Below are 24,849 nucleotides of genomic sequence, written 5' to 3' on the forward strand. Positions count from 1 at the left end.
TTGACGACATGCCGACGCCAGACGAACATAATTCTTTCTTAAGCCTTGTTAATCTCTTACGCCTGGGGAGTCTAAAGGTGTGTTAAATTATCTACTGCTTCCGTTAAGATTTGTTAAGATCCAAGTTTTTGTATTTACAATTGTTTGAAAAGCCTGGAGCCTTCAAAAGCGGGCCACTGCCTCAAGCTCCTTCGGGGGCATAGGAGCAAAGGCAATGAACAGCCTCCTCTTGATTGATGACGACATGGAGTTGTGCGAATTGCTTGGCGACTACCTGCACGGCGAGGGGTTTGACACTGAATCGGTCCACAACCCCATGGTCGGGGTGACAAGAGCAGTGTCCGGCCAACATGACCTCGTCGTGCTGGACGTCATGATGCCTGAGCTGAATGGATTTGAGGTTCTGCGACGCATACGGGCCGCATCGCAGATCCCTGTACTCATGCTCACCGCAAGAGGGGAGGATGTCGATCGCATCGTTGGCCTGGAGATTGGTGCTGACGACTACCTCCCCAAGCCGTTCAACTCGCGCGAACTCGTAGCAAGAATCCGGGCGATTCTGCGCCGGACCGAGACGGGGGAGCCCACTCCTAGCAAAGCAGGCGAATCCATTTCCATTAGCGATGTAGTGATTAATGTCGGCGGAAGGAGTGTCCTGTGTAATGGGAAGCCTTTAGATCTCACATCCATCGAATATTCGATTTTGGAAGTACTGATGAGAATGGCTGGTAAGGTAGTGAGCCGAGAGGAACTCGCGGAGAAGGCAATGGGTCGAAAGCATTCAGCTTACGAGCGCAGTCTTGATGTTCATATTTGTAGTCTGCGCAAGAAGCTTGGAACGCATTCTCTTTATGGTGAACGGATCAAGACCGTTCGCAATATGGGCTATCTGTATGTTCTGTCGACTTGACTCTTATATGATGCGGCGTCTGTGGCTCCTATGAAAGTCAGATCGCGATCTCTTTATGTAAAAATATTTCTCTGGTTTTGGCTAATGATGGTGCTGGTTGGCACAATCCTGTTTATTGCCGCCGTACAAGGCCAGCTTGCCCGCAACCAGGAAACCTCTCGGACGCAGGCAGAAGAACGTCGTAGCCAACTTTCCGACATGCTCTCTTTTTACGGGGAAACTTCCATACGCCTCGTGGACCAGGCCGGCCCCCAGGCCCTTGAGGTGTACGGCGAGCAATTGGCGCGGACCGCAGGCGTGCGCCCCTTTTTCTTCATCGAACCCGACCGTGCCTGGGTACAAGGCCAAGCGCCCCCGGATGTTTTGGAATTGGCTAGGCGCGCTTGGCTGTCGGGTAAAACGGAATATGCCGAGCATCAAGACGAGTTCTTGTTGGCCAAGCCCCTGCGGGACGCCGTGAAAGGAATGTATGTCGTTGTTGGCAAAACCCAACTGGACCCGGCCGGGGGCGCGCCCGCGCCGCGCAGGCCGAGGCCCGAAGCCGTAGAGGCCTGCGCCGGAGCGAACCCAGGTGACGCCTGTTCCTTCTATTCACGTCATGGCCTTGAGCATGGGCAATGCCGTGAATGGACGGACCCTCGGTTGATTTGCGTACCCGAGATACTGGCCCTTGGGGGTGGGACACCCAATGTGCCACCCCTCCATTCCTCCGCCATCGGAGATATTCCAGGGAGCCGGGAGCCTCTTGCCCAGGTCGCGCCGTCCCGGGAAACCAAGTCGGGCGACGCAAGAAAAGCCACACACTGGCTTAGGTCACTGACTCCTTGGAGTGAAGGGAGCCTGGACAGTTATAGCGATAGGCTTGGTAAGGTCTTGGCCATTGTGTTTATCGTCAGCGGCGCATCATGTGGATTGCTTTCGTGGCGCATAACGAGGCCCTTGCGAAGGCTTCGCCTGGTTGCCCAGCGACTGGCCGCCGGCGACCTCACCGTTCGCGTCGACCACGCGTTGAATCAACGTGGGGACGAAATCGCGGATCTGGGGCTTGACATCGATCGGATGGCAAGCCGTATTGAGGGACTCGTAAAGACCCAGAAGCGACTCTTACGCGACATCTCCCATGAGTTGCGATCCCCCCTAGCCCGGCTCAATGTGGCACTAGAATTGGCCAGGCAAAGCGCCGGACCTAGTGCCGTCACCTATTTGGACAGAATGGAGCGGGAATCAAGCAGGCTAAATGAGTTGATCGGGCAATTGCTGACACTGGCCAGGCTGGAAGGAGAACAACCGAATATTACCTATGAAGAATTCGACTTCGTGGAATTATTGAAGGAAATAGCGCGAGATGTGGGCTTCGAAGCGAATAGCCAGGGGCGGTGGATAGGAACGGAGATCTGTGGGGCGCTCCGCATCACCGCCAATCGTGAACTGCTGCGTCAGGCCATCGAAAATGTGGTGCGAAACGCTATCAGGCATACAGCTCCCCAGACTGGCGTAATAGTTCGCTTGGCCAAAGAGTCAGAATCCGGGAGAGCAGTGGCAGCATTGGAAGTGCAGGATCATGGCCAAGGTGTCCCTGAAGAAGAATTGACCAATATTTTTCTCCCTTTTTATCGAGTGGCCAGCGATACGACGGATACAAAGGGTGGTGCTGGTGTTGGGCTGGCCATATCCGACAGGGCCGTCCGTCTTCATGGTGGACGCATATCTGCTATGAATGCCTGCGATGGAGGGCTGATTGTCAGAATGATACTGCCATTGAATTAGTATCACTCTGGGCGCATTGAGTTATAGAAGATATAATTTGCACTTTCGATCCCCGTTTTGTTTTTATATATCTTTGTTTGATAAATTTTTATAATTTGAAGGGGGATCTCTTGAGAGGGGTTCAAGCGGTGAGGAGGAACCCTAGCCGTAGCGATTTAGATACCTTTTCCCTTTTTGCTCAGTACAGTCCTCCCTTGCGCTGGGTTGGCGGCAGGGGAATGGTCCGTGTCAGTCGGCAGCTTCTCATTGGACTTTTGGCCATTTAAGATGCATTGTTTCTGTAAGGTTTATTCGCCACACACAAATACCGAACTGTCATGCATTCGTGGGCAAAGCACGCGTCAAGGGTGTCCTCGAATCCACTGACAAGCGGGGATGCTCATTCATGCACTGGCAATAATTTTGACAAGTCGATCTGGGCGGGAACTCGTGTCGTTGTTTTTTTGGTGATTGGATATAATCTTAGACGAAAGAGCCATCACATATGCAAGATATCCAAAGCGAAGAATTGCTGCAAAAGTTTAGCGGCCTTCCGTACGATGTCGATTTGGATAGAGACGAGCTCCTGCATGAGATTTTCGAAGCGACAGTCAGACAGTTTTCCGAAAAGATAGCAGTTGAAAGCGGTTCTATAGAAGTAACGTATCATGAGCTGAATCGTAGGGCCAACCAGCTGGCGCATTATCTGCGAGATATTGGCGTCGGCCATGAAGACAGGGTGGCCTTGCTTTTGCCTAAGACTGAATTCGTTTACGTAGCAATGCTGGCCGTGCTCAAGGCCGGTGCTGCTTATGTTCCCCTGGACCAGGCCTATCCTCCTGACCGCGTTGGGTTTATTTTGGATGATTGCGCCGCCAAGTTATGCATTACGGATGCGGCGCTATTTGAGGCCCTGGGCCAAGAGGTCAGGGGCACACCGGTTTTCTTGGCTGACCGCGACGGCCCGGGACTTTCGGGACAACCGGACACGCCCCTGAGCCGGGAGCAGACTGGGCTTGGCCGGCAAAGCTTGTGCTACGTGATCTACACCTCCGGAACCACCGGCCGCCCCAAGGGCTGTCTGATCGAACACCGCAACATCTGCAGCCTAGTGCGCTCCGAGGCCAAGGTCTACGGCATCCACGCAGAGGACCGCGTCTTTCAATGCGCGTCCACGGCCTTCGACGCCTCCCTGGAAGAAATCTGGATGGCGTTCCTGCACGGAGCCACCCTGGTGGCCGGCACGAAGGAGATCATGCGCACCGGGCCCATGCTGGGCCAAGCCTTGAGCCAACGCGGCGTGACCGTGCTGTCCTGCGTGCCCACGCTTCTTTCCATGATCGAGGGCGACATCGACACCATGCGTATCCTCATCGTGGGTGGCGAGGCCTGCCCCAAAGACCTCGCCGCACGCTGGCACCGACCCACCCGGACCATATTCAATTCCTACGGCCCCACGGAAACCACCGTGGCGGCCACCTACGGCGTGCTCGTCCCCAACCGGCCGGTGACCATAGGCCAAGCGTTGCCCAATTACCGCTGTTACATTCTGGACGAAAAGCTCGACCCCGTGCCCCCGGGAGCCGAGGGGGAACTTTTCATCGGCGGTCCGGGCGTGGCCCGGGGATATTTGAACCGCGACGACCTTACGCGTGACCGCTTCATCACGACGGAGCGGGTCACCGGCGAACCGGTGCGCCTGTACCGCACCGGGGACTTGGCCCGCTTCACCGAAGACGGGGATATCGACTATCTGGGCCGGGCCGACGATCAGGTCAAAGTCCGGGGCTACCGGATTGAGCTTACCGAGATCGAGGCCGTGCTCATGCAATGCCCGGGAGTACAGTGCGCCGCAGTGACCATGTGGCGTGAAACCGGAGCGTTGGCCGCTTACGTGGTGACCCGCCAGGGCACGAGCCTGAACCTGGGCTTTATGCGGGAGACTGTGGCCAAGCGCTTGCCCCCCTACATGATGCCCGCGACCCTGGACGTGATCGCCGAGTTGCCCCTGCTGACCAGCGGCAAGGTCAACCGCAAGGCCCTGCCGGCCCCGGTGGACCCCTTCGAGGATCGGGACCGCGAGGTGACCGCCCCGCGCAGTCAAGTCGAGCGCGACGTGGCCGGAGTGTGGGAGGAGGTGTTCAAGCGCAAGGGCCTTTCGGTGACGGATGACTTCTTTCTGGATCTGGGCGGACATTCGCTGTTTGCGGCGGTCATGGTCTCCAAGCTGCGCCATGTGCCCGGGTTCGCCGGCGTATCCGTCGGCGACGTCTACCAGCACCCGACCATAGAATCTCTGGCCACGATCCGCGACCAAGACACAACGGCACCGAAACCGGCTCCAGGCCAAGCCTTCCACGAAATACCCCCCTCGCGCCATTTCGCCTGCGCGTGTGCCCAGCTCCTGGCCGTGGTTGTGCTGGCCGGGGTCTATGCCTGGCAGTGGTTGGGGCCGTTTTTCACCTCGGCGTATCTGATCTTGGATCACTGGGAACTTGGGCCATCCCTGCTGGCGGGCTTGCTAGTCTACGCTGTGTCGTATCCCCTGCTGTTGGCCGTGGTAGTACTGGCAAAATGGCTGTTTCTTGGGCGCATCAAGGCCGGCCAGCATCCGTTGTGGGGGTGGTATTATTTTCGGTTTTGGTTCGTACGCCAACTGTCCCGGGCCGTGGCCGTGAAATATCTCGCGGGCTCGCCCCTGCTCTGCCTGTACTACCGCCTGCTCGGAGCGAGGGTGGGCAAGGATGTCTTTTTCGGCACCGCGGGGCTTATGACCTTCGACCTCTTGACCGTGGGCGACGGCACGAGCATCGGCTACGACAGCAGCGTGGACGGATCCTGGGTGGAGGACGGTCTACTGCACTTGGCGCCCGTAACCATCGGCAAGAACTGCTTCGTGGGCAACCGTTCGGTGCTCGGTCCCAGCGCCGTCATGCAGGACAATTCCGGCTTGGCGGACCTGTCCATGTTGCCGGAAGGCGGCGTGATTCCTTCCGGGAGCTTGTATAGCGGTACGCCGGCTGTGTCGGCGGGGACTTTCGAGGACGTCTCTCCCCCCAGAACCTGGTCCTTCGGCTATGGGTTGCTTTTCGTTCTGGGAGTGTTTCTGTTCCCCCTGCTCGTGGAAGGTGCGATCTTTCCAGGTTTGATGTTCATGGAGATACTTGACAACATTGATCAATATTACTGGTGGACGCTCTACGCGCCTGTGGTTGGAATATCGTTTATTGTGTTGATATGCTTTGAGATCGCCTTTTTCAAATGGCTGTTTCTTCCCCGTATCAAGGAAGGGCGCTACCCGTTGCGCGGATGGTTCTACTGGCGCAAATGGTTTCTCACGCAGCTTATGCAGGTGAGCTTGGAAATACTGGGCACGCTTTATTCCACGCTTTACCTCAAGCCCTGGTTTTTCGTGCTCGGGGCACGCCTGGGCAAGGGGTCGGAGATATCCACGGTACGCCATGTGAACCCCGAATTCCTGGTGGCCGGCAAGGCCTGCTTCCTGGCAGACGACGTCATGATCGGCGCGCCCAGCGTACGCGGTGGTTCTATTAGCATCGGCTATGTGCACGTGGGCGACAGAACTTTCGTGGGAAACAGCGCCCTGGTGCCCGGGGGGATGGTCCTGGGCGACGGGGCCTTGATCGGCTGCCTGTCCACCACGCCGGTCGTCAACCCCGTACCCACGGGAACCTCTTGGTTCGGGTCTCCTGCCATCCATTTGCCAAGGCGGCAGGAGGCCGAGCGCTTTTCGGAAAAACAAACCTATTCCCCGCCATGGCATCTGGTGCTGTTGCGCTACATCATCGAGTTCTTCCGCGTCACCCTGCCGCTGACGCTTTTCGTGCTGCTGGCCACCATGATCATGAACGTGGTGGACATGTACCAGGACTGGCTGCCCTTGTGGCTCCAGATCGCGTCGCTGCCGTTTCTGTACCTGGCCGCAGGAGTGGTGGCCCTGCTGTTGGTAGTCGGGCTCAAATGGCTGGTGGTTGGCCGTTACCGCGAAAGTAACCATCCACTCTGGTGCGGCTTTGTCTGGCGTACAGAGCTGGTCACAGGAGTATATGAGAATTTTGGCACCCTGTTCTTGCTCGAACTTTTACGGGGGACGCCGTTTATTCGCTGGCCTATGCGTATGCTTGGCATGCGGGTGGGACCGCGCTGCTACATCGATTCCACCTGGTTCACGGAGTTCGATCTTGTGGAGATCGGTGAGGAGGCAGCCTTGAACGAGGACGCCAACCTGCAGACCCACCTGTTCGAGGACCGGGTCATGAAAGTGGGCAAGGTGGTCATTGGGAAACGCTGCGCAGTGGGCATGAAGGCCACGGTTCTTTACAACACCTGCCTTGAGGACAATGTGTCCCTTGGGGATTTGTCCCTTTTGATGAAGGGTGAGACCCTGCCTCAGGGCACCAAATGGCAGGGAGCGCCGGCGAGACGTGTTGGTTGAAAGGGCGTCTGAAGTCTGGACTGCGCGTGTGAATACGCATTGGATTGGTTTGGAAAGCCTCTTGCCTGTTAAACGAAAGCGCGCACGGGCAGAAGGTCGTTCCTGCCCTTGACCGCTGGTGGGACTGGAAACGCATGCCAAATCATATGCACTCATTTGGTCGATGTCTGGTCGGTTGATTCTGGTCTGGGCGCAGGCCCGGGAACCGTGGCCAGACGGATGCATGGTCGCCGCGCTGAACCAATTGCCCCCCTGGATGGGTCGGGAAATGGCGCGCTGGCGCAATCCGATGGATCGCCAAACCCGGGTCTTAGGGCGCTTGCTTGTCCGCTTGGCTCTGGAAACCCTGGGCGTGGCCAACGGAGACTTGGCAGGGTGGCGCTTGGATCAGTTTGGACGCCCCTATCTGTCAGGTTGCGCAGCGGATTGCAGCGTGAGCCACTCCGGCGGACTTGTCGCGGCAGCGGTGAGCTTGCCTGGTCGGGTGGGTGTGGACGTGGAGGTCTTGGCACCACTCCCGATTGAAGCGCTCGATGCGGCTTTCTGCCCTGAAGAAATGTCAGATATTCGGTCGGCCGAGAATCAATCTAGGCGGGCACTTGAATTATGGACGGGCAAGGAGGCGACTCTCAAGGCCGACGGGCGTGGGATGTCCCTGGATCCGAGCCTCATCGACGCCCGAGGGGAGTCCATTCGTCTGGGCGAGGAAGTCTGGAGGATATTTCATCCTGAATTGACCCCAGGCTGGCTGTGCGCCCTGGTCACGAACCAGTTAACGCCAGTGGTGAATATTATAAGTACGGACCTAGCCGTTTTGCTCGGCGGATGACTCTAATGCAAATCTCGTTTATTTGGGGGAATTGGAGGGAAAGTGCATGTAAAAACGTAGCAGAAGGCTTTCCAACATGGAGCATGTTTATCGACTGATAGCGCCAATATGACCGTTGGCAGACGCGCCAACATGACCGTTGGCTACCCGTTGGCTGTCCGTTGGCTGATGCGCCACAGACCTACTGGTGACTGTTGGCAGGAGCCAACAAAGGCACTGTGGCTCCCCAAATTTTATGCTAAAAATTTAATATTTTAAATATGTTATGATTTTCTGTTGGCATGGCATTCAAGAGGTCGTGGGTTCGATTCCCTCCAGCTCCACCACGAAGCATGCCAAGGGGTTACCGAGAAATCGGTGACCCCTTTTTCTTTGCCTAAGCGCCAACGCGCGCCAACACTAGGGTTTGGCGGGTATGTGCCAGGGCAGAACCATTTGCCAGCCCACCTGTTAGACCAAGAAACCATTCCCCGGTCGCTTGAATTTTTTTCAAGAGGTCGCCCCCCCTCCGCCTCTTTCGCTCCTGTCAAAAATAATCCCCTACTTTATGCGTGGTTGCACAAGAAAATAAACCACGGTCGCTTGGGCGGTTTTCAAGCGATCCCCCCCATTTTGGACTTTTGGACTTTCCGGGTGCATCCCCTGAAAATTTTCTGGCCCCGTTTCCTGCGGGCGGAAACTTTGGCTGACCCTGCCCGAGAACGTGCCGCAGCAACTGGCCTATGAAGGCACAGGGGCTGGGATTTTACCGGGGCGTTTGGTTTTCCTGGTCCTGTCCTGTGTCGCCCACTGGACCAAATGTCACCCTATGCGCCGGCAATTTCTAGATAAGCTACTAAATTAATGAAACTTCTCTGCAGGTGGCAAATGTGACATTTCAAATATGGTCGCTGCAAAAATCAGAAGCAAAATCTCTGGTTTGGTACCTCACCGGCGGCATCGAAGACTGACCCTGCCCGAGAAAGTGCTGCAGGAACTGGCCTATTGAGGCATAGGGGCTGGGATTTTACCGGGGCTGGTTGGTTTCCTGGGCCTGCTCCGGCCTCGTCCCCAGTCGTCAAATCCAGAACACATCAGTCCTGGATCTGTCTATTTCCCAACAGCATTTTGGAAATATTCCCTTTATCTTTGATGCTTATGTAAAGCAAAAATGGAGCAAGTACCATGATGCCTCCGAAAAATCCGAGAACTCCAAACAAAATACCCATTGGAGTGAACTTGTGACGCCACGCCAACCAGAGTCCTGAAAGAGTAAGAAAACAAGTAAAATCGGTATTGAATTGTCCTGCCCAGTTCATGGCGAACATGTCTCCGAAAAATACTGTAAATAAATTCCAGCCATGTTTACTGATTACAACAGATGTATAGACTGAGACGCAGATGATAAATAAACCCAGCAAGGCACGAAAAGCAAGCATGTTTCCTTCCCAGTTGTTAGTGGTTGCCCTAAAGTTCTGGGGAGGATAACTTCGTCAGGTAACCAAATCCATTACCTTGCAGGTAATCTCAATGAACAAATTGGCAGTCGAACCAGCCGAGCCGAGGACCGTTGGTGATCTCATCCGCTTTTGGAGAAATACAAAAAAAATCAGTCAAATGGATTTGGCCCTGGAAGTCGACGTTTCCACAAGGCACTTAAGTTTCGTTGAAACGGGCAAGTCTCGGCCCAGCCGCAAGCTGGTCTTTAAAATAGCGGAATCTCTTAAAATGCCATTTAGGCATCGAAATGCATTACTAGCACTCGCAGGATATTCTTCTGAATTCGCAGAGGAATCTTTTAACGGCGAAGGAATGGGTATAGTCCGTCAAGCTTTGCAGAGATTTCTGAGCGCTCACGATCCTTATCCCGCTTTTGTCATCGACGGTGAGTACAATATTTTGATGAAGAATTTTGGGTACGAGAGGATGGCAAAAAGCATTATTGGAGAAGATGCTTTTAGTCGTCATAACAATGCGTATTTACTTACATTTTCATGTGATGGGTTTTGTAATCACATTGAATCCTGGCCAGCTGTTGGTAGATTTATGCTTGATCGACTAATGAACGAAGCGATCATGACCAAGAACAGTAAAGTTTACTCGCTTTATCAGCAGTGCTTGTCCATGTTTTCAGATGTCGAGGAAGGCGCTGAGCAGCAAGTTGCAGACCTGCCTGTGCTCAGTATTACGCTTAAGTGTGATGGTATGCTATGTAAGTTCTTCACCTTAATAACCACTCTTGGCACTCCACTTGACTCAACATCCCAGGAACTGCGTATCGAATCACTCTGCCCTGCAGATGAAGCAACAAAAAAAATGTTCCTCCCAGAAGGAATACGCGACTGAAACAAAAAATATGCTCACGGGGATCGCCTGTCCGTCCTGCCCCATCCTCTCCCCCAGCCGCCGGCCCGGACACCCCCCTTTATTCGCGCCCTACGCCCCCTTCCTGGGCCATTTCCCTGGTCCTGGGGCCTTTGTCCCCCGGCTCCGTCCTCGCTCCAGGGTGGACCCCCTAGGGTGAAAGCCCGAAAAATAGAGAGGATGTGGTGCTTTATAGTATGAATGCCGGGCCTGGTCGGTGTTATCTGCTTGGACATTAGGACATTTAGGGGGCATTCATGGAAGTAGTAAGTTGGGACAAGGGACGACCAGGGGCGGAGACAGTTCACCATTTTATTCTGTATGAGTATCGACGCAGGTGGTGGCGCGAGTTCAAACCCAAAGATGTCACCGAGGGCTGCGAATTTACCTTGGGCAGTTTGTCAGCTGGGTATTTGTCCTGTTAACAATTTTCGAGGATAGCCCAAAATGGTCAGTGACGAAAGCAAGACCTCACAGCAGCTTTTAGCCGAACTTGATGCGGCCCGCGCACGAATATCCCAACTTGAGCACGTGGTCGGTTCGGTAGAGAACAAATGGAATAATACTCTGATTAATGCTCCACAAATTGTCATATCGCTTGACCCATCCGGAAAAATTATTTTTGCAAATAATCATTATTTCGATCTGACTGGGTGGAACAGAGAAGAACTGTTGGGTAGGAATTGGTTCGATACCTGTATTCCTGAAGTTGTTCGTGATGAGATTCGTGGAATTTTTAATAGTTCCATGACTCGAATGCACGATCACGACTACTCCACCTATGAAAACGATATTCTTCGACGTAACGGGGAATGCCTGACCGTGGCATGGTTTAACGTGCTTACCCTGGATTCCCAAGGATTGCCCCTCGACGTAACATGTATGGGGGTGGACGTTACAGAGCGGCGTCGAAGCGAAATAGCTCTCAAGGAGAGCGAGCAGCGCTTCCGTAACCTGTTCGAAAATGCGCCGCTGGCCTATCAGTCCCTGGACGAAAATGGACGGTTCCTGGACGTGAACCGCAAATGGTTGGAATCCCTTGGATATGAGGACAAGGTGCAGGTGCTCGGCAAATGGTTCGGCGATTTCTTGGCACCTGACTACAAAGACCACTTCGACATCAACTTTCCCATGTTCAAGCAAGCATGTGTCATCGACGGCGTGGAGTTCGAGATGCTCCGCATGGATGGCGGACGCATCACCGTGAGCTTCAACGGCCGGGTGCAGGCTGACCGTGAGGGCAATTTCATACGCACTCACTGCATCTTCACCGATATAACTGAACGTAGACGTGCAGAGGATAAACTGCACGTGACTGCTGAACGCCTTCGCTTGGCAAATAAAGCGACCAATGACGTGATATGGGATTGGGATGTCACCCAGGATACCCAACAATGGAATGAGGCAGGAACAGCCGTTTTCGGTTGGACTGAAATTGTAGCGCGACCAGTGAGTGCACACTGGTGGGTAGATCGGGTACATCCTGATGACCGGGAAAGGGTGAACGATTCATTCTTTTCCGTTGTTAACAATCCTGAGATTGACGTCTGGCATGACGAATACCGATTTATGAAAGCAGACGGTACTTATGCAGATGTCATAGACCGCGGCTACTTACTTCGAGACGGACAGGGTAAGCCAATTCGCATGATCGGTGCAATGCAGGACATCACCGAACGCAAGCAGGCTGAGGCATCGCTGAACTCCATTAAGTGGCTTGTGGACAAGGAGGTTCGCCCAGCCTTGGCACCCGAGGCCAGCGAATACGGTGATCTTGTCCAGCTGAATAACTCCCGCGTCATCCTCAATGCCGTGGGCAGTGACATTCTCGCTAACATGGTCCAAGACTATATGGAGATACTTAGCACTTCCTCAGCTGTGTATGAAATTAATGGCGACTACGCCTTCGGAATATTTGCATCCGGCTGGTGCAAGACAATGGATCAGGCCTCGCGTCGGCTGTGTGGCTGTACAACCAATGCAGAGGCCTTGGCTAGCGGCAAGTGGCTCTGTCATGAGTCGTGCTGGAGCGAGGCTTCTCTAACCGCCATTGAAACCCGGCAGCCTGCGGACATTGCCTGCACGGGGGGCATCCGTTTATACGCCGTTCCGATCAAGTCCGGGGACGCAATAGTGGGGGCAGTCAACTTCGGATATGGCACACCGCCTCGCGACAGGAAAGTCATTGCCGAACTAGCCGCCCTTTATCAGGTTGATCCTGACGAGTTGTGGAAGTTGTCAATGGAGTACGAGCATCGCCCCGACTTCATCATCGACACAGCTAAACAGCGACTCAAGACGACAGCAAGGCTAATTGGCGAGATGGTGAGTCGCAGCATGGTTGAGCAGGACTTGCAGAAGGCTACGCACCTCGCCGAGACAGCCAACCGCGCAAAGAGCGAATTCCTGGCTAACATGAGCCACGAGATACGCACGCCACTGAACGGCGTATTAGGCATGCTTCAATTGCTTGAAACCACAGACCAGACTGATGAACAAAAAGAGTACCTCTTTGGAGCTATAAGTTCCACAAAACGACTGACTAGGTTGCTTTCAGATATTCTTGATATCTCTAGGATCGAAGCAGGAAGGATGGAAATTGTTGAGGTTGAATTCAACATCAAGAAGACGCGTGACTCTATTAAGGAACTATTTAACCCAGAAGCAAAAGGAAAAGGGCTTCGATTAGAGTTCGGACGCGATGAAGACCTCCCCCTGGTATTAGTCGGAGATGAGGCAAGGCTACGGCAAATCCTTTTCAACCTTGTTGGGAACGCTATCAAATTTACCGAGAAAGGTGAAATTCGAATTGATGCATCATTGTTGCCGAGTTCAAGCGACTCCCATGTTCGTGTGTTGGTCACCGTCAGAGATACAGGTATAGGAATCCCCGAGGAGCACCTCAAGGGCATCTTTGAACCATTTGTTCAGGCTGAAGCCTCATACACGAGGCGCTTTCAGGGGGCAGGACTGGGGCTTTCCATCGTTCGGCGGCTGGTTAAGCTCATGGGTGGTGATATATCGATTGACAGTACCGTTGGCGAAGGGACGACCGTCTACCTCTCGCTGCCGTTCAAGCTTCCAAAGACTGAGCAGAAATCTGTAGAGATTGCCTCAGACGATCCATCTCCTGTGCACGTATCTTCACGCATACTCGTCGCTGAGGACGATACCATCAGCCTCATTACTGCCAAGCGGATGCTTGAGAAATCCGGGTACTCAGTCTCTGCCGCCAAAAATGGTCAGGAAGCGCTGCAGCGACTGACTGAAGAGAGCTTTGACCTGATCCTTATGGATGTCCAGATGCCTATTATGGACGGCGTCGAAGCAACTAAAGCTATCCGAGGGGCAAGCAATCTTGGGGCGAAGTCGAGCGTCCCAATCGTTGCGATGACCGCATACGCAATGACTGGAGACAAAGAAACTTTTTTGGCGGCGGGCATGGACGATTATATTTCGAAGCCTGTGGATAAGGCGGCGCTGGCTGAGGTGATCGAGAGGGTTCTGAGCTTGAAGCGAAATACTCAATGATTCATGTGAGTAAGAGATATTTCGGGATGTCCCGAGCGGGGGCTGCTCACAGTTTTCTGCTTGGACGAGTGCTGGTGCAGGAAAAGCCCCAGGAACTGGCCTATGGAGTCACAGGGGCTGGGATTTTACAGGGGCCGGTTGGTCTTCCTGGTCCTGTCCCGTGTCGCCCACTGGACCAAATGTCACACCATGCGCCGGCGATTTCTAGATAAGCAACTTAATTAATGAAACTTATCTGCTGGTGGCAAATGTGACATTTCAAATATGGCCGCTGTAAAAATCAGATGCGAAATCTCTGGTTCGGTACCTCGCCGTCGGCATCGAAGACTGACCCTGCCCGAGAAAGTGCCGCAGGAATTGGCCTATTGAGTCACAGGGGCTGGGAAATAACCGGGGCCTGTTGGTCTCCTGGTCCTGCCCCATCCTCTCCCCCGGTCGCCGGCCTGGACACCCCCTGTATGCGCGCCCTAGCCCCCCTTCCTGGGCCGTTCCCCTGGTCCTGGCCCCTTTGTCCCCCGGTCCCTCCCCCGCTCCAGGGTGGGCTTCCTAGGCTGAATGTCCGATTTCACTTGGGCTTGGGACATCGGCAGGAAATGCGCACAAAAATCTCGGCGAACTTACTGACCTTTTTCTCGACTGCCTGAATTCACTGCAGTTATTTCTAATCGCCCTCGAAAAAAGCACTAGACAGAGTTGCAGCCCGGCCCTATATCTTAAGCGTGTCCTTTGTGAAGGTTGTGAGCAACCCTAGCGGAGGCGATGCCATTGGGTGAATCAATTGTCGGAGAGTTTTCCTCGCAGTAGAGCACTTGAAGGCCAGTAAAAAATGAAATCTGGCAAGCTGCATGTGTGGCAAACACTAGCTCTACGTTCATAGACGAGGCGCAATCGTCAACCCATAAGTCTTTCTAAGCAACGTAATATTACTGGCCCCGGCTTGTGTAGTCGGGGCCTTTCTTTTTGCATTGGGTGGGCTGAAGCGATTCCCGATGACCGGGCAGGATGGACTTTCGGACATTTTCGATGCGTGGGCTGTGAAAAATCAGACGACAAGCAGCGTCAGCAGGCCGGGCTACTCCAGTGCGAACGATCTGGGCGGTCGCCAGCTCTGAAATCTAGCCCAACAGCCGCGCTGGGCCTCTCCTTCGTCTTATGAGTCAGACGCGAGCTACACGGGGATCAGCATCAATCCGGCGTCGTTCTTCTCGATCCGAAATTTCTGCCCTTCCTCGAACTCGATTCCAGCAAGCATGTTAGCGGTCAGCACGATCTTCCTGCCGCGATAAACCGGGGAGCTGCTTCTGGTCCTGGTCGAAGAGCCAGCAATTTCCAAGTATTCCTTTTTTTCATTCATGAGCTTGAGCAGATGATTCTTCAAAGTCGGTTTCGACTGAATGCCAAGCTCGGCCATGATTTGGGCTTCATTGCTGCCAGCCTTGATAAGGCCGTAAAGTTTTTCCCCGTCGTATTTTGCTTCGATCTTTTGGCCTTTGGCGATAGGCATGTCATGACCTCCAAACGATATTTATTTCTGGTGATAGTATCGCTTGTTTGAAAAGCGTCAAGCTAAAAAATGGTGAAATATGTTGCTGAAAAATAATTGTGATCGTTTTGGGGAGATTTTAGCAGGCCGTTGCAAAAAGCTGTTTCCGGCTATTCTCCCCCGCAGATGACGGCGATGGGCATGATTCCACAGCATCGTCCTTCGACCACCATGACGATGGCCAAATAGGCCATTGAGGGATGCTGATTGGGCCAAATGAGCGCAAGCCAGGCACTGGCCCAGCCCCTGGGGGTGCCATGGCCGGTCTTGACCCGCATCAGCAGGCCGAGATTGAAACCGGCCACATGGAGCAGATACCGTTTCTGGATGTTCTCCCGTCCCCGGAGCCAGACCCGGCGCATACCGCCAGACCGGTCCAGCGTATGCTCGAAGCTTCTTTCGACCAGTTCCGTCCGCTGTTTTCCCATGGCCTTCCCGACCATCGACGATATCCGGATTCGGTTGTTGTACACGGCGCGCCGCGCCTCATGATCGCCACGCCAGGAGTTCAGGCCGTTGCGCTTGGGTTCGGCGATTCTCGTCCGCCATGGCCCTCCGTCCAGGTCTTTGAGGACATCCCGGGAGAAATAGCCCTTGTCCGCGACCAGTTCCGCAGGATCGTCCGGGCATGGCGGTGTGGAAGTGACCCGTCGCAAACTTTCTTGAGCGGCTTTCAGCGTCTTTTGCAGAGTCGAAGTGTCCCCCTTGTCCGCTTCATGCACCTCGACCGCCACGACCGCGCCGGTGTCCAGGTCCACCGCGTGCTCCGGCTTGTACGCCAGATGCGTTCGGCCATCCTTCATCTTGGCGATCTTCGCCTCGGGATCGACCTGCGACTGCCAGTCCTTGTTCGAAAGCGTCTTGCCGACGCGCTTGCGGTCCATGCGAGCCAGATCCTCATCCGTCGGAGAGTCGATGCCGCTCTCCTTAGCCATGCGCAGGAGCATCTTGCGGTAGCTCTCACCCGTGTCCCGGCGCACGATGGTTTTGAGCGCCGCGTTGGCCTCCATGGTCGAAGCGTCCACGCCAATGCGGCCTCCAAGGACCAAGCCATCCTTGCTGAGCACCTTGAGAACCCAGGTGAAAACCTCTTGGTGGGTCGCCAGCGGCAGACGGGACCGTGTCCGACTGAGCGAGGAATGATCCGGCACAGACTCCTTGGGCGAAAGCTGGAGAAAATCCCGGAGGGAAAGCGAATCGGCGCAGCGCCACTCAATGCCGCGCTCGCTGTCGATGCCCTCGAAATACCCCACGAGGTGCATCCGAAAATACCGGCCAGGCGGAATGGAGGGACGCCCCTTGTCGGAATAGAAGGGCTTGCACAGCTTCTCGGCGAAACCATCGAAGGCGGCTTTCCGGAGAGTCTGCTGGAGACGATCGTAAAAAGCGTGCCCACGAGACCGAGGAATCTCATCCCAGGCCAGATACATCGTCCCCTGCTGATCACCCTGACGGCCAAGCCCCATCAGATCACCTCCGGAACCGCGATGGCTGGATTCTCGGTCACTTGGCGGAGTTTTTCAACACGCTGTTAGGCGGAGTAAATTTAAATCTTCACAGTTCAGCCCGATGGATGTTGGCGGCGGAAAAGCTGTGCGCGACGGCCTTCACGGCTTTGCATTGGATTGCGTCCTGAACCGACCGGGCCAGGCGTCATGCGTCTGGAAACCATGCAAGGAGAGGGGTAAAAGCAGCAAGAATTGTGAATATTTTATCCCATGAATCATAGTCCTTCGCATTCCAGATGTCTATGGAATGCAGCAAATCGCGTAGTCTCTGGGGGGATTTCCCCCGGAGGTTTGGAATATATATTTGACCTTTAGCCGGACAGCACTGTATGCCAAACTAGGTTCCTTCTGCTTGGCCAGATATTTCGGTGGGCCAGATTTACACTTTCAGGATTTGCTTCATATATGAATGGTTGCATGTATGAATAACTGGCTTACCGTCGCGCTTTTCGCCGGAGCCGTCTGTTTTTCAATGGTCGGATTCCTGTATTGTTTCCTCTATGCCAAATATCGCAGTGCCTCGCTGATGCTATGGGGCATCGCGTGGCTATCTCACGCGTTGCGCAATGTGACCATCCTTGTCAACACGACCTACGGCCCCATCGTCTTCCTGGCCATCATGGAACAGATGCTGGTGGCCTGCACGGGGTCCCTTCTACTTCTGGGGTCGCTCTACTACGTCGGCAAGTCGCCAAGGAGATGGTTCTTCGCCGCAGTGGGAGGGGCCGTGCTGTGGCCCGTCGCGGCAGTGGTATTCGCCGTCCCCCAGCCGTGGTTCTTTATCCCTAACTATTTTTTCTTCGGATCGAGCCAGATTTATAACGGCTTGGTCCTCATTCGAAAGTCGCGCGGCGAGAGCATCGGCGGGCGTATTGCCGGATGCGCGATGATCCTGTGGGGCCTTCACCACTTCGACTATCCTTTCCTGCGTCCGATGGCTTGGTTTGCCCCGTGGGGATTCCTCATCGGCGCGGTACTCGGACTTCTTGCCGCAGTGGCAATCATGATGGCCTACATGGAAGCGCTGCAAGCTGAATTGTCGCGTAGCGAGAAACGGTTCCGATCATTGTTTCACGGAAACAAGGCTCCGTTCCTTCTCATTGAACCGTTCTCCGGACAAATCATGGATGCCAGTGCCGGCGCGGTTGGATTCTACGGGTACAGCCTGGAAGAACTCAAGGGCATGAACATCAGTCAGATCAACATGCTCGCTCCGGAAGAGCTCGCCTCCGTGCGCACCCTGGCCTTGTCCGGATACAAACAGCAGTTCATATTTCCTCACAAACTCAAGAACGGGGACGTCAAGACCGTTGAGGTAATTTCCACCCCCGTGGAGAGTGGGGAAAAGGAGCTGCTGTTTTCCATCGTCCAGGACGTCACCGCGCGGCAACAGGCGTTGGAAGACCTTGGGGAAAGCCGGGAGCGCCTGCGCGCCGTCGTAGAGAACGCGGCCGCCGCCATCTACCTTGCAGATAAGAGTGGGCGGTTCGTGGAGGTCAACGCCGCTGCGGAACGGCAGACCGGCTACGCGCGAGAAGAACTCCTGGCAATGAGTATCCCGGATGTCGACGCGAGTTCAAGTATGGAAGGCGCTGCTGTTGTCCAGGCGGTTATGCAGTCCGCAACCGGCATGACGTTTGAGTCACACCACAGACGCAAGGACGGCACAATCTATCCGGTCGAGGTTCGTGCCGTCATGCTGGAACTGCACGGCGTTCCGCATGCGCTGGGGATCGTATCGGACCTCACGTCCCGTAAAGAGGCCGAGCGCAAGCTGGCGGAAGCAAACAGGACCCTCGCCGCGGTCTTGGACGGAATCCCAGCCCTGGTAAACGTGGTGGATGTCTCCACCCGGGAAGTCTTGTTTATGAATCGGGCGCTGAAGGAGGCCTTGGGCAGGGATGGCGTCGGTGGAGTCTGCCATGACGTTTTCCGTGGCAAGTCCTGCGTCTGCGAGAACTGCCACCTCGAACGGATGAGCGTGAATACGGAAGGGGAGGCTGGCGTCAGCGTGTGGGAGGATCGCAACCCCATTTCAGGCAGATGGCAACTTAACCACGACCGCCTCCTGCCTTGGTTCGACGGCAAGACGGTGCGCGTGCAGATCTCCCTGGACATCGGCCAGCGCAAACAGGCCGAGGAGGCTCTCAGGCAAAGCAAAGAAGAAGCGGAGTCAGCCAACAAGGCAAAGTCAGTATTTCTTGCCAATATGAGCCATGAAATACGTACCCCGCTCAACGGCATTCTCGGAATGCTTCAATTGCTTAAGACTACTGATCCGAATGACGAACAGAAAGAGTACCTGTTGGGAGCGATCCGGTCTACAAATAGACTGACCCGTCTTCTTTCTGATATTCTTGATGTTTCAAGGATCGAAGCAGGCAGGATGCAGATTGTTGAGGCAGAATTCGACATTAAGATGGTGCGGGACTCCATAAGCGAACTGTTTGACATGGAGGCACGCGGGAAAGGACTCCTTTTGGAATTCCGATGGAATGACAACCTGCCTCTGCGATTGATTGGAGACGAAGTTCGGCTTCGACAGATCCTTTTTAACCTTGTTGGAAACGCAATAAAGTTTACTGAAAAAGGAACAATACGAATCGATGCTTGTTTGTTGCCAAGAGCAAGCGACTCTTCGGTCCGTGTGTTGGTAACAGTCGGCGACACGGGGATTGGGATTTCCGAGGAGCACCTCAAGGACATTTTTGAGCCATTTGTTCAGGCTGAGGGCTCATATACTCGGCGTTTTCAAGGGGCTGGCCTGGGACTTTCCATCGTTCGTCGGCTGGTGAAGCTCCTGGATGGTGATATATCGATTGATAGTACCCCTGGTGAAGGGTCGACGTTTTATCTCTCCCTGCCGTTCAAGCTTCCTGCGACTTCGCAGAAAACAGAGGAGCTTATCGCATATGGAGCATCACCCCCTGGACGAGTTCCCAGGCGCATACTCCTTGCTGAGGATGATGCGCTAAGCTCACTTACCTGCAAGCGGATGCTTGAGAAGTCCGGCTACTCTGTCGCTGCCGCCAATGATGGGCAGAAAGCGCTGCAGTTACTGACTGAACAGGATTTCGATCTGATCCTTATGGATGTCCAGATGCCTGTCATGGACGGCGTCGAAGCGACAAAGGCAATCAGAGGCTCAAGCATACTTGGAGTGAAGTCGAGCATCCCAATCGTCGCGATGACCGCATACGCAATGTCTGGCGACAAGGAAAAGTTTCTTGCGTCTGGGATGGATGATTACATTGCAAAGCCCGTGGATAAAGAAGCGCTAGTTGAGGTTGTCGAGCGGGTTCTTCGCATGAAGGAAAAGGTCCAATGATGCATCGGCAGACCAATTGATGCGGAGATTTGGGCGCGAGGCGTTTTCTCCATGAGCGAGCGGTGACACAGGGTCTAGCGGAACGACAGCCGGAGTGAGTCACAGGGGCTGGGCTTTTTACCCTGGCCCGTTGAGATGCTTTCTTTCATTTATAGTCGAAACATGTAACGCCTGGAGGTCGAGACATGAAGTGTACCGCTCTTGTTGCTACAGTGCTTTCTTTGCTGCTCTCTTCGTCGTTTGCATTGGCCGAGGGCAAAATCCCTTCGTTGGTTGGAAAATGGGATGTAGAGACGAAAGGAGGCGTGATGCTGAATTCGGATAAAGAGTCAAGCATTACGCACTGGACTCCTGGTCAAAAAATTCTGAACGGACAGCTTGAAATCATCAGTCAGGATGATCGTTTTGTTAAAGGGACGTATACGTCTCAACGCGGGTCTGAAAAAATCATCGGGATGATCTCTTCTGATGGAAAATTCATGTACTCTGTTGATGCAGATGGATTTGTCGATTGGCGAATTGTTGGCAAAGATAAGCTTGAGGGTGTATATCGCCATGCCAAGCCATCTGACAGTGTTGTTGCTATTGGGATAGCCAAAAGACAAAAGTAAGCCCTCCAAGAGACTCGACCGTTGCTCCTGTGGGTTCGATTGCCTCCGACTTTACAAATAATAATTTAAAGGGGTTGCCGTGAACTCGGTAACCCCTTTTCTTTGCCTAAGCGCCAACGCCGTCAACACTAGGGTTTGGCGGGTATGTACCAGGGCAGAACCATTTCCCAGCCCACCTGTTAGACCGAGAAACCATTCCACGGTCGCTTGAATTTTTTCAAGAGGTCGCCCCTGCTTTTGGACTTTTCGGCTGCATCCGGAGGAAAAAGTCTGGGCAGTTCGGGGAGGATTACCCTGTCACTGGGCGTGGTTGGGTTTGTTCCTTTGGGTTAATCCGGCGGTTCTATTTGGCAACGCATGAAATGGAATACTGGCCAACATTCCGAAGCCGAAAAGCCCGCTTCCAGTTCGAGCGTATTATCAAAGTTTTTCTTAAAAGTAATGGTTTGCTCCACGAGTCGGCGCAGGCCTTCTTTATCGCCGAGGCGGATAAGGGCCTTGGCCACGGCCTCGTTTTGATCTGATTTCCCCGATTCACGGAGGTCCACAAAGGCCTGTTCCAGGTCCGGGATCGCCGCAACCGCAAGGGGCGGTCCCATGCGGCACAGGGAGACCGCAGCCCAGCGCACCACCTCCTCGGATTGTTTATGCCGCACGAATTCCCTGAGCAATGGCAACGCCTCCGACCCCATGTCGCCGAGCCTGGAGATGAGGCCGTCCACTGCCCACGCTCTGCTCGCCCAGTCGGCGGGATTGTGATGCACGGCCACGGGCGGCCCATCCTTGCCCGATTGGGGAGGCGCCGGACCAAGCGCGTTTCCAACGATTTCCAGGATGCGTTCCTTGTGTTCCTTGAGCAGGTCCAAGGGCATCAGATGGCGGATCACATAATTGAGGGCGAACAGGATGTCGCGATCCCTGGCGGGATCGGCCCTGGCCAATCGGTCAAGGATATCAGGAAGCAGATCGTGCAGGGCGTAGGCGTTGGGGCAGAAAATATCCTTTAGGGCGGAACTGGAAGCGATCCTGGGGTCGCGGATGAGGCGGCGGGCCAGCTCCACATTTTCCCTGGTGGGACCTTGTTTCCCCATTTTCTTTGCCGCGTCTTCGATGAGCCGGATTTGCTCGATTGTGATCTGCTTGTCGTTTCCCTGGGTAGCCGCCAGGACGCTTTTGGCCAGCTCAACCTTGTCGAGACTGTCCGGGACTGGGGCAAGCGTGAATCCCAAATCCTTTTTGAGAATGTCGCGCATGCCGGTTTCGTTCACGGTGACCAAGCCGCGCCCTAAGCCCAGCCCGTGTATTTTTGTATTGCCGACCGTCAACGGCATGCTTGGGACCTCGCCAAGGGCCTCAATCCTTCGGACCAGGGGGCGAGACGCATCATCCCCCCGGGTGACGGCGCATATCTTGATTGTCCGGGCATCGCTGAAAAAAGAGTTTGCCCGGTTTCCCCGGGCTTCGACAAAGGGTCCGGTCAAATGCCCAATCTCCAGGACGCTTACCCGCGCGTCCACGACTTCTCGGTCTTCGCCTTCCTCGGCGACAAGGCACTCGCCCGCCGCGATGCGCATCGCGACGCTTTCGGCCAAAGGCGACGCGTAGCGTTGCGGATAGAGGTTCGGACATTCCGACCGACGTTCTATGCGGTACGTGGTGGATTTGTCGGGAGTCGGCGCCAGGGAATTGATTTTGAGATGCTCCATGACCACCACGTCCACTTCCTTATTGAAAAGGAGCTGTTGGCAGGTCTGGTCGCAGCGGACCGCAGGCAGGTTCGGACCGCCCGCGAGAATGCGGTTGTCGGTCGTTCCCAAGGCGATGGATCGTATCCTCCCCTCCTTCAACGCGTCGAGATCTGGGCTCACGTCATTCACTGTCAGGCTGGCGAGTTGACTGCGTCCGATCAGGGACGGGGAAAGGATGGCGCTGAAGAAAAAAACAAGCGTGAAGAGCGTAAGGGCCAGGCATCCCGTTTTCGTCCTGCAGGGCAGCAGCAGGGGAGAGAGAAGGAGGGAGTAGAACAGGACGCTTCCGGCCGAAAGGATGAGCAGTCCCGGGACCACCAACAGCATCAAGGCGAAAATGACCGCTACGGGGAAAAAGGACAGGATGAAAACTCCAGCCAGAACAAGAAAATAAACGCCCATCCAATTGGGAGTGGGTTTTTTCGCACGTTGAGCGCGGCGTACAGCGCGAAAAAGACGAGCGCGGAGACAACCGCCGCCACGCCCAGGGAAGGGGCGGCATGACTCTCCCTGCCCGCGATGAAAAAGCAAAGTATCACGGACGGGGGCAGGGCCAGAACCAGGCTTACGCGCTCTTTTTCTTTCGCCACCTTTGGGTCTCCATGGGATGAGGACGGCGCTCGGCTCTGTTTCCAGAGTATCAGATACGTGATGGCCTGTCGTGTCATAATCATTTCGGTAGTGACGCTGCTTAGCAGACTGTCCTATTTTAAGGGAGGCTTACACCCCGACCAGCTCATACAGGGGCTTGCAATGGGACCACCCCCTTGCCTAGCCTTGCCTGCCGCCGGTTCGCTGCCTGTCCGGCGGTCGGCCTCCTGCCCATGCCGCTCCCCCCTGTCGCGGCCCGGCCAAAATATTGTCGTCACCCTTCATCGATTCGCAAAATACAACGTAACACGCCGCGCTACTTTACTCTTTATGGCCGAAAGTCAGTTTATGCAACGCCATGAAACGACCCCGGCAAGGGCATGGAACACTAAAATAATGCCAATTATAAAATTATTTTCAGGCCAATCTCTTTACATGTGCTGTGAAAGGCGTATCTGTTCTGAGTTCAGTCTATTTCAACGAGCATGGATTTTTTGGATCTTGGGCGTTCTGATGTACAGCTCCACTCGATGCGAAAAGAAATGCTAAAAACAGGAGCAACCCATGTCCAAGAAACTCTATGTCGGCAACTTGTCTTTCAATTCCACCGAAGACGACATCCGCACCCAGTTCTCCAACTACGGCGAAGTCATCAGCGTCAATCTCATCACCGATCGTGAAACCGGCCGTCTGCGCGGTTTCGGTTTCGTCGAGATGGACGACGAAGGCGCCCGTGCGGCCATCGCCGGCATGGATGGCCAGGACTTCGGCGGCCGCAATCTGAAGGTCAACGAAGCCGAGGACAAGCCCCGCTCCGGCGGCGGCAACCGCGGCGGCAGCCGCTGGTAGTCCCCGAGGACTCCACTTACGCCTCTCGACAATGACCAAGGGCCAGGAACATGTTCCTGGCCCTTTTTGCGTGGCGTGGGAGAGGGGGGGCGGATAGGCCGCGCGCCGGAAGTCGCGGCAACGAAGGCCGCGGGGTAAAACCGGGCCGGTGGTCGCGCCGTCTGGTCACTGGGGAAAACGCGCTATTCGCCGCTCGATCGCTTGAGCTTGCGAAAGATCGTGGCGCGATCCAGCCCAAGCCGCTTACACATTGGAAGAATTTAGCTTGATGGCACGCCTACATGACCGTTGGCAGGCATCCCCCCACCGCCCCACCATCCCCATCTAGCTTTTCCCCGCGATTTATCCCAAAACGTATCCCAATACTTCTCCCGTCGTACCTAACCGCCCCACAACCCCAATCCTCCGAGAGCCGCCCATGACCATCTTCACCGCAATTCGGGCCACCGCATTGGCGCTGGTGTTGTGTCTGTCGGCGATGAGCGCCCAGGCCGCCGAGATGCCCGGCAAGTGGATTCGCTATGGCAAGAACACGGTCAACGCCAACCAGCAGCCGACCATCACCTTGCTCAATCCCCTGGCCGACGCCGACGAGGCCAAGGTGGCCGCCATGATAAAAGACGCCAACGGGCCGATTCCCTTGGTCATCGCCATTCAGTTCTCTCAGCCCGCCGTCTCCTTCTATACCGTAAACGCCAGGGGCGCCGACCCCGGGCAGGCGGTGGCGGCTGCCCGCAAGGCGAGCGAGATGTACAAGGCGATCCAGCAGTTCCTCAAATCCTCGGAGACCTACCTGGATCTGGGCGAATAGCCGTTGCCCGGCCCTGTTGCTTTCGTAGCGCCCACGGGGAATCTG

15 protein-coding genes are annotated in these 24,849 nt (G+C 54.9%); 10 read left to right on the plus strand and 5 right to left on the minus strand.

The genetic code is table 11. The annotated features are described in order from the left end of the window. The first annotated feature begins 214 nt into the window (after positions 1 to 214). From DMR_RS00595 to DMR_RS22240, 4 genes are all read left to right on the plus strand, one after another. On the plus strand, positions 215 to 910 hold the full coding sequence (locus DMR_RS00595) for a response regulator transcription factor (protein ID WP_012749739.1): 696 nt from the start codon (positions 215 to 217) through the stop codon (positions 908 to 910). Positions 911 to 994: 84 nt separating this feature from the next. Beyond that, positions 995 to 2,677: a sensor histidine kinase gene (locus tag DMR_RS22230; RefSeq protein ID WP_052278929.1), complete on the plus strand. Its 1,683-nt coding sequence runs from the start codon at positions 995 to 997 to the stop codon at positions 2,675 to 2,677. Between the two features lie 484 nt (positions 2,678 to 3,161). Continuing rightward, on the plus strand, positions 3,162 to 7,112 hold the full coding sequence (locus tag DMR_RS00605) for a Pls/PosA family non-ribosomal peptide synthetase (protein ID WP_012749741.1): 3,951 nt from the start codon (positions 3,162 to 3,164) through the stop codon (positions 7,110 to 7,112). A 223-nt stretch (positions 7,113 to 7,335) separates the two neighbouring features. Further along, positions 7,336 to 7,941 carry a 4'-phosphopantetheinyl transferase family protein gene (locus tag DMR_RS22240; RefSeq protein WP_052278932.1) on the plus strand — a complete coding sequence of 202 codons (606 nt, stop codon included), beginning with the start codon at positions 7,336 to 7,338 and terminating at the stop codon, positions 7,939 to 7,941. A gap of 1,073 nt (positions 7,942 to 9,014) precedes the next feature. On the opposite strand, the gene DMR_RS00615 is transcribed toward DMR_RS22240, so the two are convergent. Next, complete coding sequence (locus DMR_RS00615; RefSeq protein WP_012749744.1) at positions 9,015 to 9,359, minus strand: hypothetical protein; 345 nt, start codon at positions 9,357 to 9,359, stop codon at positions 9,015 to 9,017. Positions 9,360 to 9,450: 91 nt separating this feature from the next. Between DMR_RS00615 and DMR_RS00620 the strand changes: the two genes are divergently transcribed. Together DMR_RS00620 and DMR_RS22245 are read left to right on the plus strand one after the other, a co-directional pair. Then, positions 9,451 to 10,266 (plus strand): helix-turn-helix domain-containing protein, encoded by an 816-nt coding sequence (locus tag DMR_RS00620; RefSeq protein WP_012749745.1) that lies wholly within the window; start codon positions 9,451 to 9,453, stop codon positions 10,264 to 10,266. 465 nt (positions 10,267 to 10,731) lie between these two features. Then, a complete protein-coding gene (locus tag DMR_RS22245; RefSeq protein ID WP_012749746.1) occupies positions 10,732 to 13,815 on the plus strand; it encodes a PAS domain S-box protein in 3,084 nt (1,027 codons plus the stop codon). A gap of 1,168 nt (positions 13,816 to 14,983) precedes the next feature. On the opposite strand, the gene DMR_RS00630 is transcribed toward DMR_RS22245, so the two are convergent. Together DMR_RS00630 and DMR_RS00635 are read right to left on the minus strand one after the other, a co-directional pair. Then, complete coding sequence (locus DMR_RS00630; RefSeq protein WP_012749749.1) at positions 14,984 to 15,319, minus strand: hypothetical protein; 336 nt, start codon at positions 15,317 to 15,319, stop codon at positions 14,984 to 14,986. 149 nt (positions 15,320 to 15,468) lie between these two features. Continuing rightward, positions 15,469 to 16,824, minus strand: a complete 1,356-nt coding sequence (locus DMR_RS00635; RefSeq protein WP_012749714.1) for a transposase — start codon at positions 16,822 to 16,824, stop codon at positions 15,469 to 15,471. A 463-nt stretch (positions 16,825 to 17,287) separates the two neighbouring features. Here DMR_RS00635 and DMR_RS22250 point away from each other — a divergent pair, with 463 nt between their 5' ends. Together DMR_RS22250 and DMR_RS00645 are read left to right on the plus strand one after the other, a co-directional pair. Continuing rightward, positions 17,288 to 20,194 carry a PAS domain S-box protein gene (locus DMR_RS22250; protein ID WP_052278934.1) on the plus strand — a complete coding sequence of 969 codons (2,907 nt, stop codon included), beginning with the start codon at positions 17,288 to 17,290 and terminating at the stop codon, positions 20,192 to 20,194. Positions 20,195 to 20,379: 185 nt separating this feature from the next. Further along, entirely contained in the window at positions 20,380 to 20,805 is a 426-nt protein-coding gene (locus DMR_RS00645; RefSeq protein ID WP_043599783.1) for a hypothetical protein, read from the plus strand. A gap of 329 nt (positions 20,806 to 21,134) precedes the next feature. Here the strand turns inward: DMR_RS00645 and DMR_RS00650 are convergent, their stop codons facing one another. Both DMR_RS00650 and DMR_RS24170 read right to left on the minus strand, forming a co-directional pair. Continuing rightward, on the minus strand, positions 21,135 to 22,883 hold the full coding sequence (locus tag DMR_RS00650) for a HEAT repeat domain-containing protein (protein ID WP_148208329.1): 1,749 nt from the start codon (positions 22,881 to 22,883) through the stop codon (positions 21,135 to 21,137). A 14-nt stretch (positions 22,884 to 22,897) separates the two neighbouring features. Beyond that, a complete protein-coding gene (locus tag DMR_RS24170; RefSeq protein WP_148208330.1) occupies positions 22,898 to 23,143 on the minus strand; it encodes a hypothetical protein in 246 nt (81 codons plus the stop codon). Between the two features lie 565 nt (positions 23,144 to 23,708). On the opposite strand from DMR_RS24170, the gene DMR_RS00655 reads away from it, so the two are divergent. Beyond that, complete coding sequence (locus tag DMR_RS00655) at positions 23,709 to 23,993, plus strand: RNA recognition motif domain-containing protein (RefSeq protein WP_012749752.1); 285 nt, start codon at positions 23,709 to 23,711, stop codon at positions 23,991 to 23,993. A 418-nt stretch (positions 23,994 to 24,411) separates the two neighbouring features. Next, entirely contained in the window at positions 24,412 to 24,804 is a 393-nt protein-coding gene (locus tag DMR_RS00660) for a hypothetical protein (protein WP_012749753.1), read from the plus strand. Positions 24,805 to 24,849: the final 45 nt, after the last annotated feature.

It is taken from the genome of Solidesulfovibrio magneticus RS-1, assembly GCF_000010665.1.
GTDB lineage: Bacteria > Desulfobacterota > Desulfovibrionia > Desulfovibrionales > Desulfovibrionaceae > Solidesulfovibrio > Solidesulfovibrio magneticus.

What these genes read in the sequence shown, in the direction of transcription:
- DMR_RS00595 (WP_012749739.1), top strand. Translation starts at nt 215, where the DNA reads ATGAACAGCCTCCTCTTGATTGATGACGACATGGAGTTGTGCGAATTG.
- DMR_RS22230 (WP_052278929.1), top strand. Translation starts at nt 995, where the DNA reads ATGATGGTGCTGGTTGGCACAATCCTGTTTATTGCCGCCGTACAAGGC.
- DMR_RS00605 (WP_012749741.1), top strand. Translation starts at nt 3,162, where the DNA reads ATGCAAGATATCCAAAGCGAAGAATTGCTGCAAAAGTTTAGCGGCCTT.
- DMR_RS22240 (WP_052278932.1), top strand. Translation starts at nt 7,336, where the DNA reads ATGGTCGCCGCGCTGAACCAATTGCCCCCCTGGATGGGTCGGGAAATG.
- DMR_RS00615 (WP_012749744.1), bottom strand. Translation starts at nt 9,359, where the DNA reads ATGCTTGCTTTTCGTGCCTTGCTGGGTTTATTTATCATCTGCGTCTCA.
- DMR_RS00620 (WP_012749745.1), top strand. Translation starts at nt 9,451, where the DNA reads ATGAACAAATTGGCAGTCGAACCAGCCGAGCCGAGGACCGTTGGTGAT.
- DMR_RS22245 (WP_012749746.1), top strand. Translation starts at nt 10,732, where the DNA reads ATGGTCAGTGACGAAAGCAAGACCTCACAGCAGCTTTTAGCCGAACTT.
- DMR_RS00630 (WP_012749749.1), bottom strand. Translation starts at nt 15,319, where the DNA reads ATGCCTATCGCCAAAGGCCAAAAGATCGAAGCAAAATACGACGGGGAA.
- DMR_RS00635 (WP_012749714.1), bottom strand. Translation starts at nt 16,824, where the DNA reads ATGGGGCTTGGCCGTCAGGGTGATCAGCAGGGGACGATGTATCTGGCC.
- DMR_RS22250 (WP_052278934.1), top strand. Translation starts at nt 17,288, where the DNA reads ATGAATAACTGGCTTACCGTCGCGCTTTTCGCCGGAGCCGTCTGTTTT.
- DMR_RS00645 (WP_043599783.1), top strand. Translation starts at nt 20,380, where the DNA reads ATGAAGTGTACCGCTCTTGTTGCTACAGTGCTTTCTTTGCTGCTCTCT.
- DMR_RS00655 (WP_012749752.1), top strand. Translation starts at nt 23,709, where the DNA reads ATGTCCAAGAAACTCTATGTCGGCAACTTGTCTTTCAATTCCACCGAA.
- DMR_RS00660 (WP_012749753.1), top strand. Translation starts at nt 24,412, where the DNA reads ATGACCATCTTCACCGCAATTCGGGCCACCGCATTGGCGCTGGTGTTG.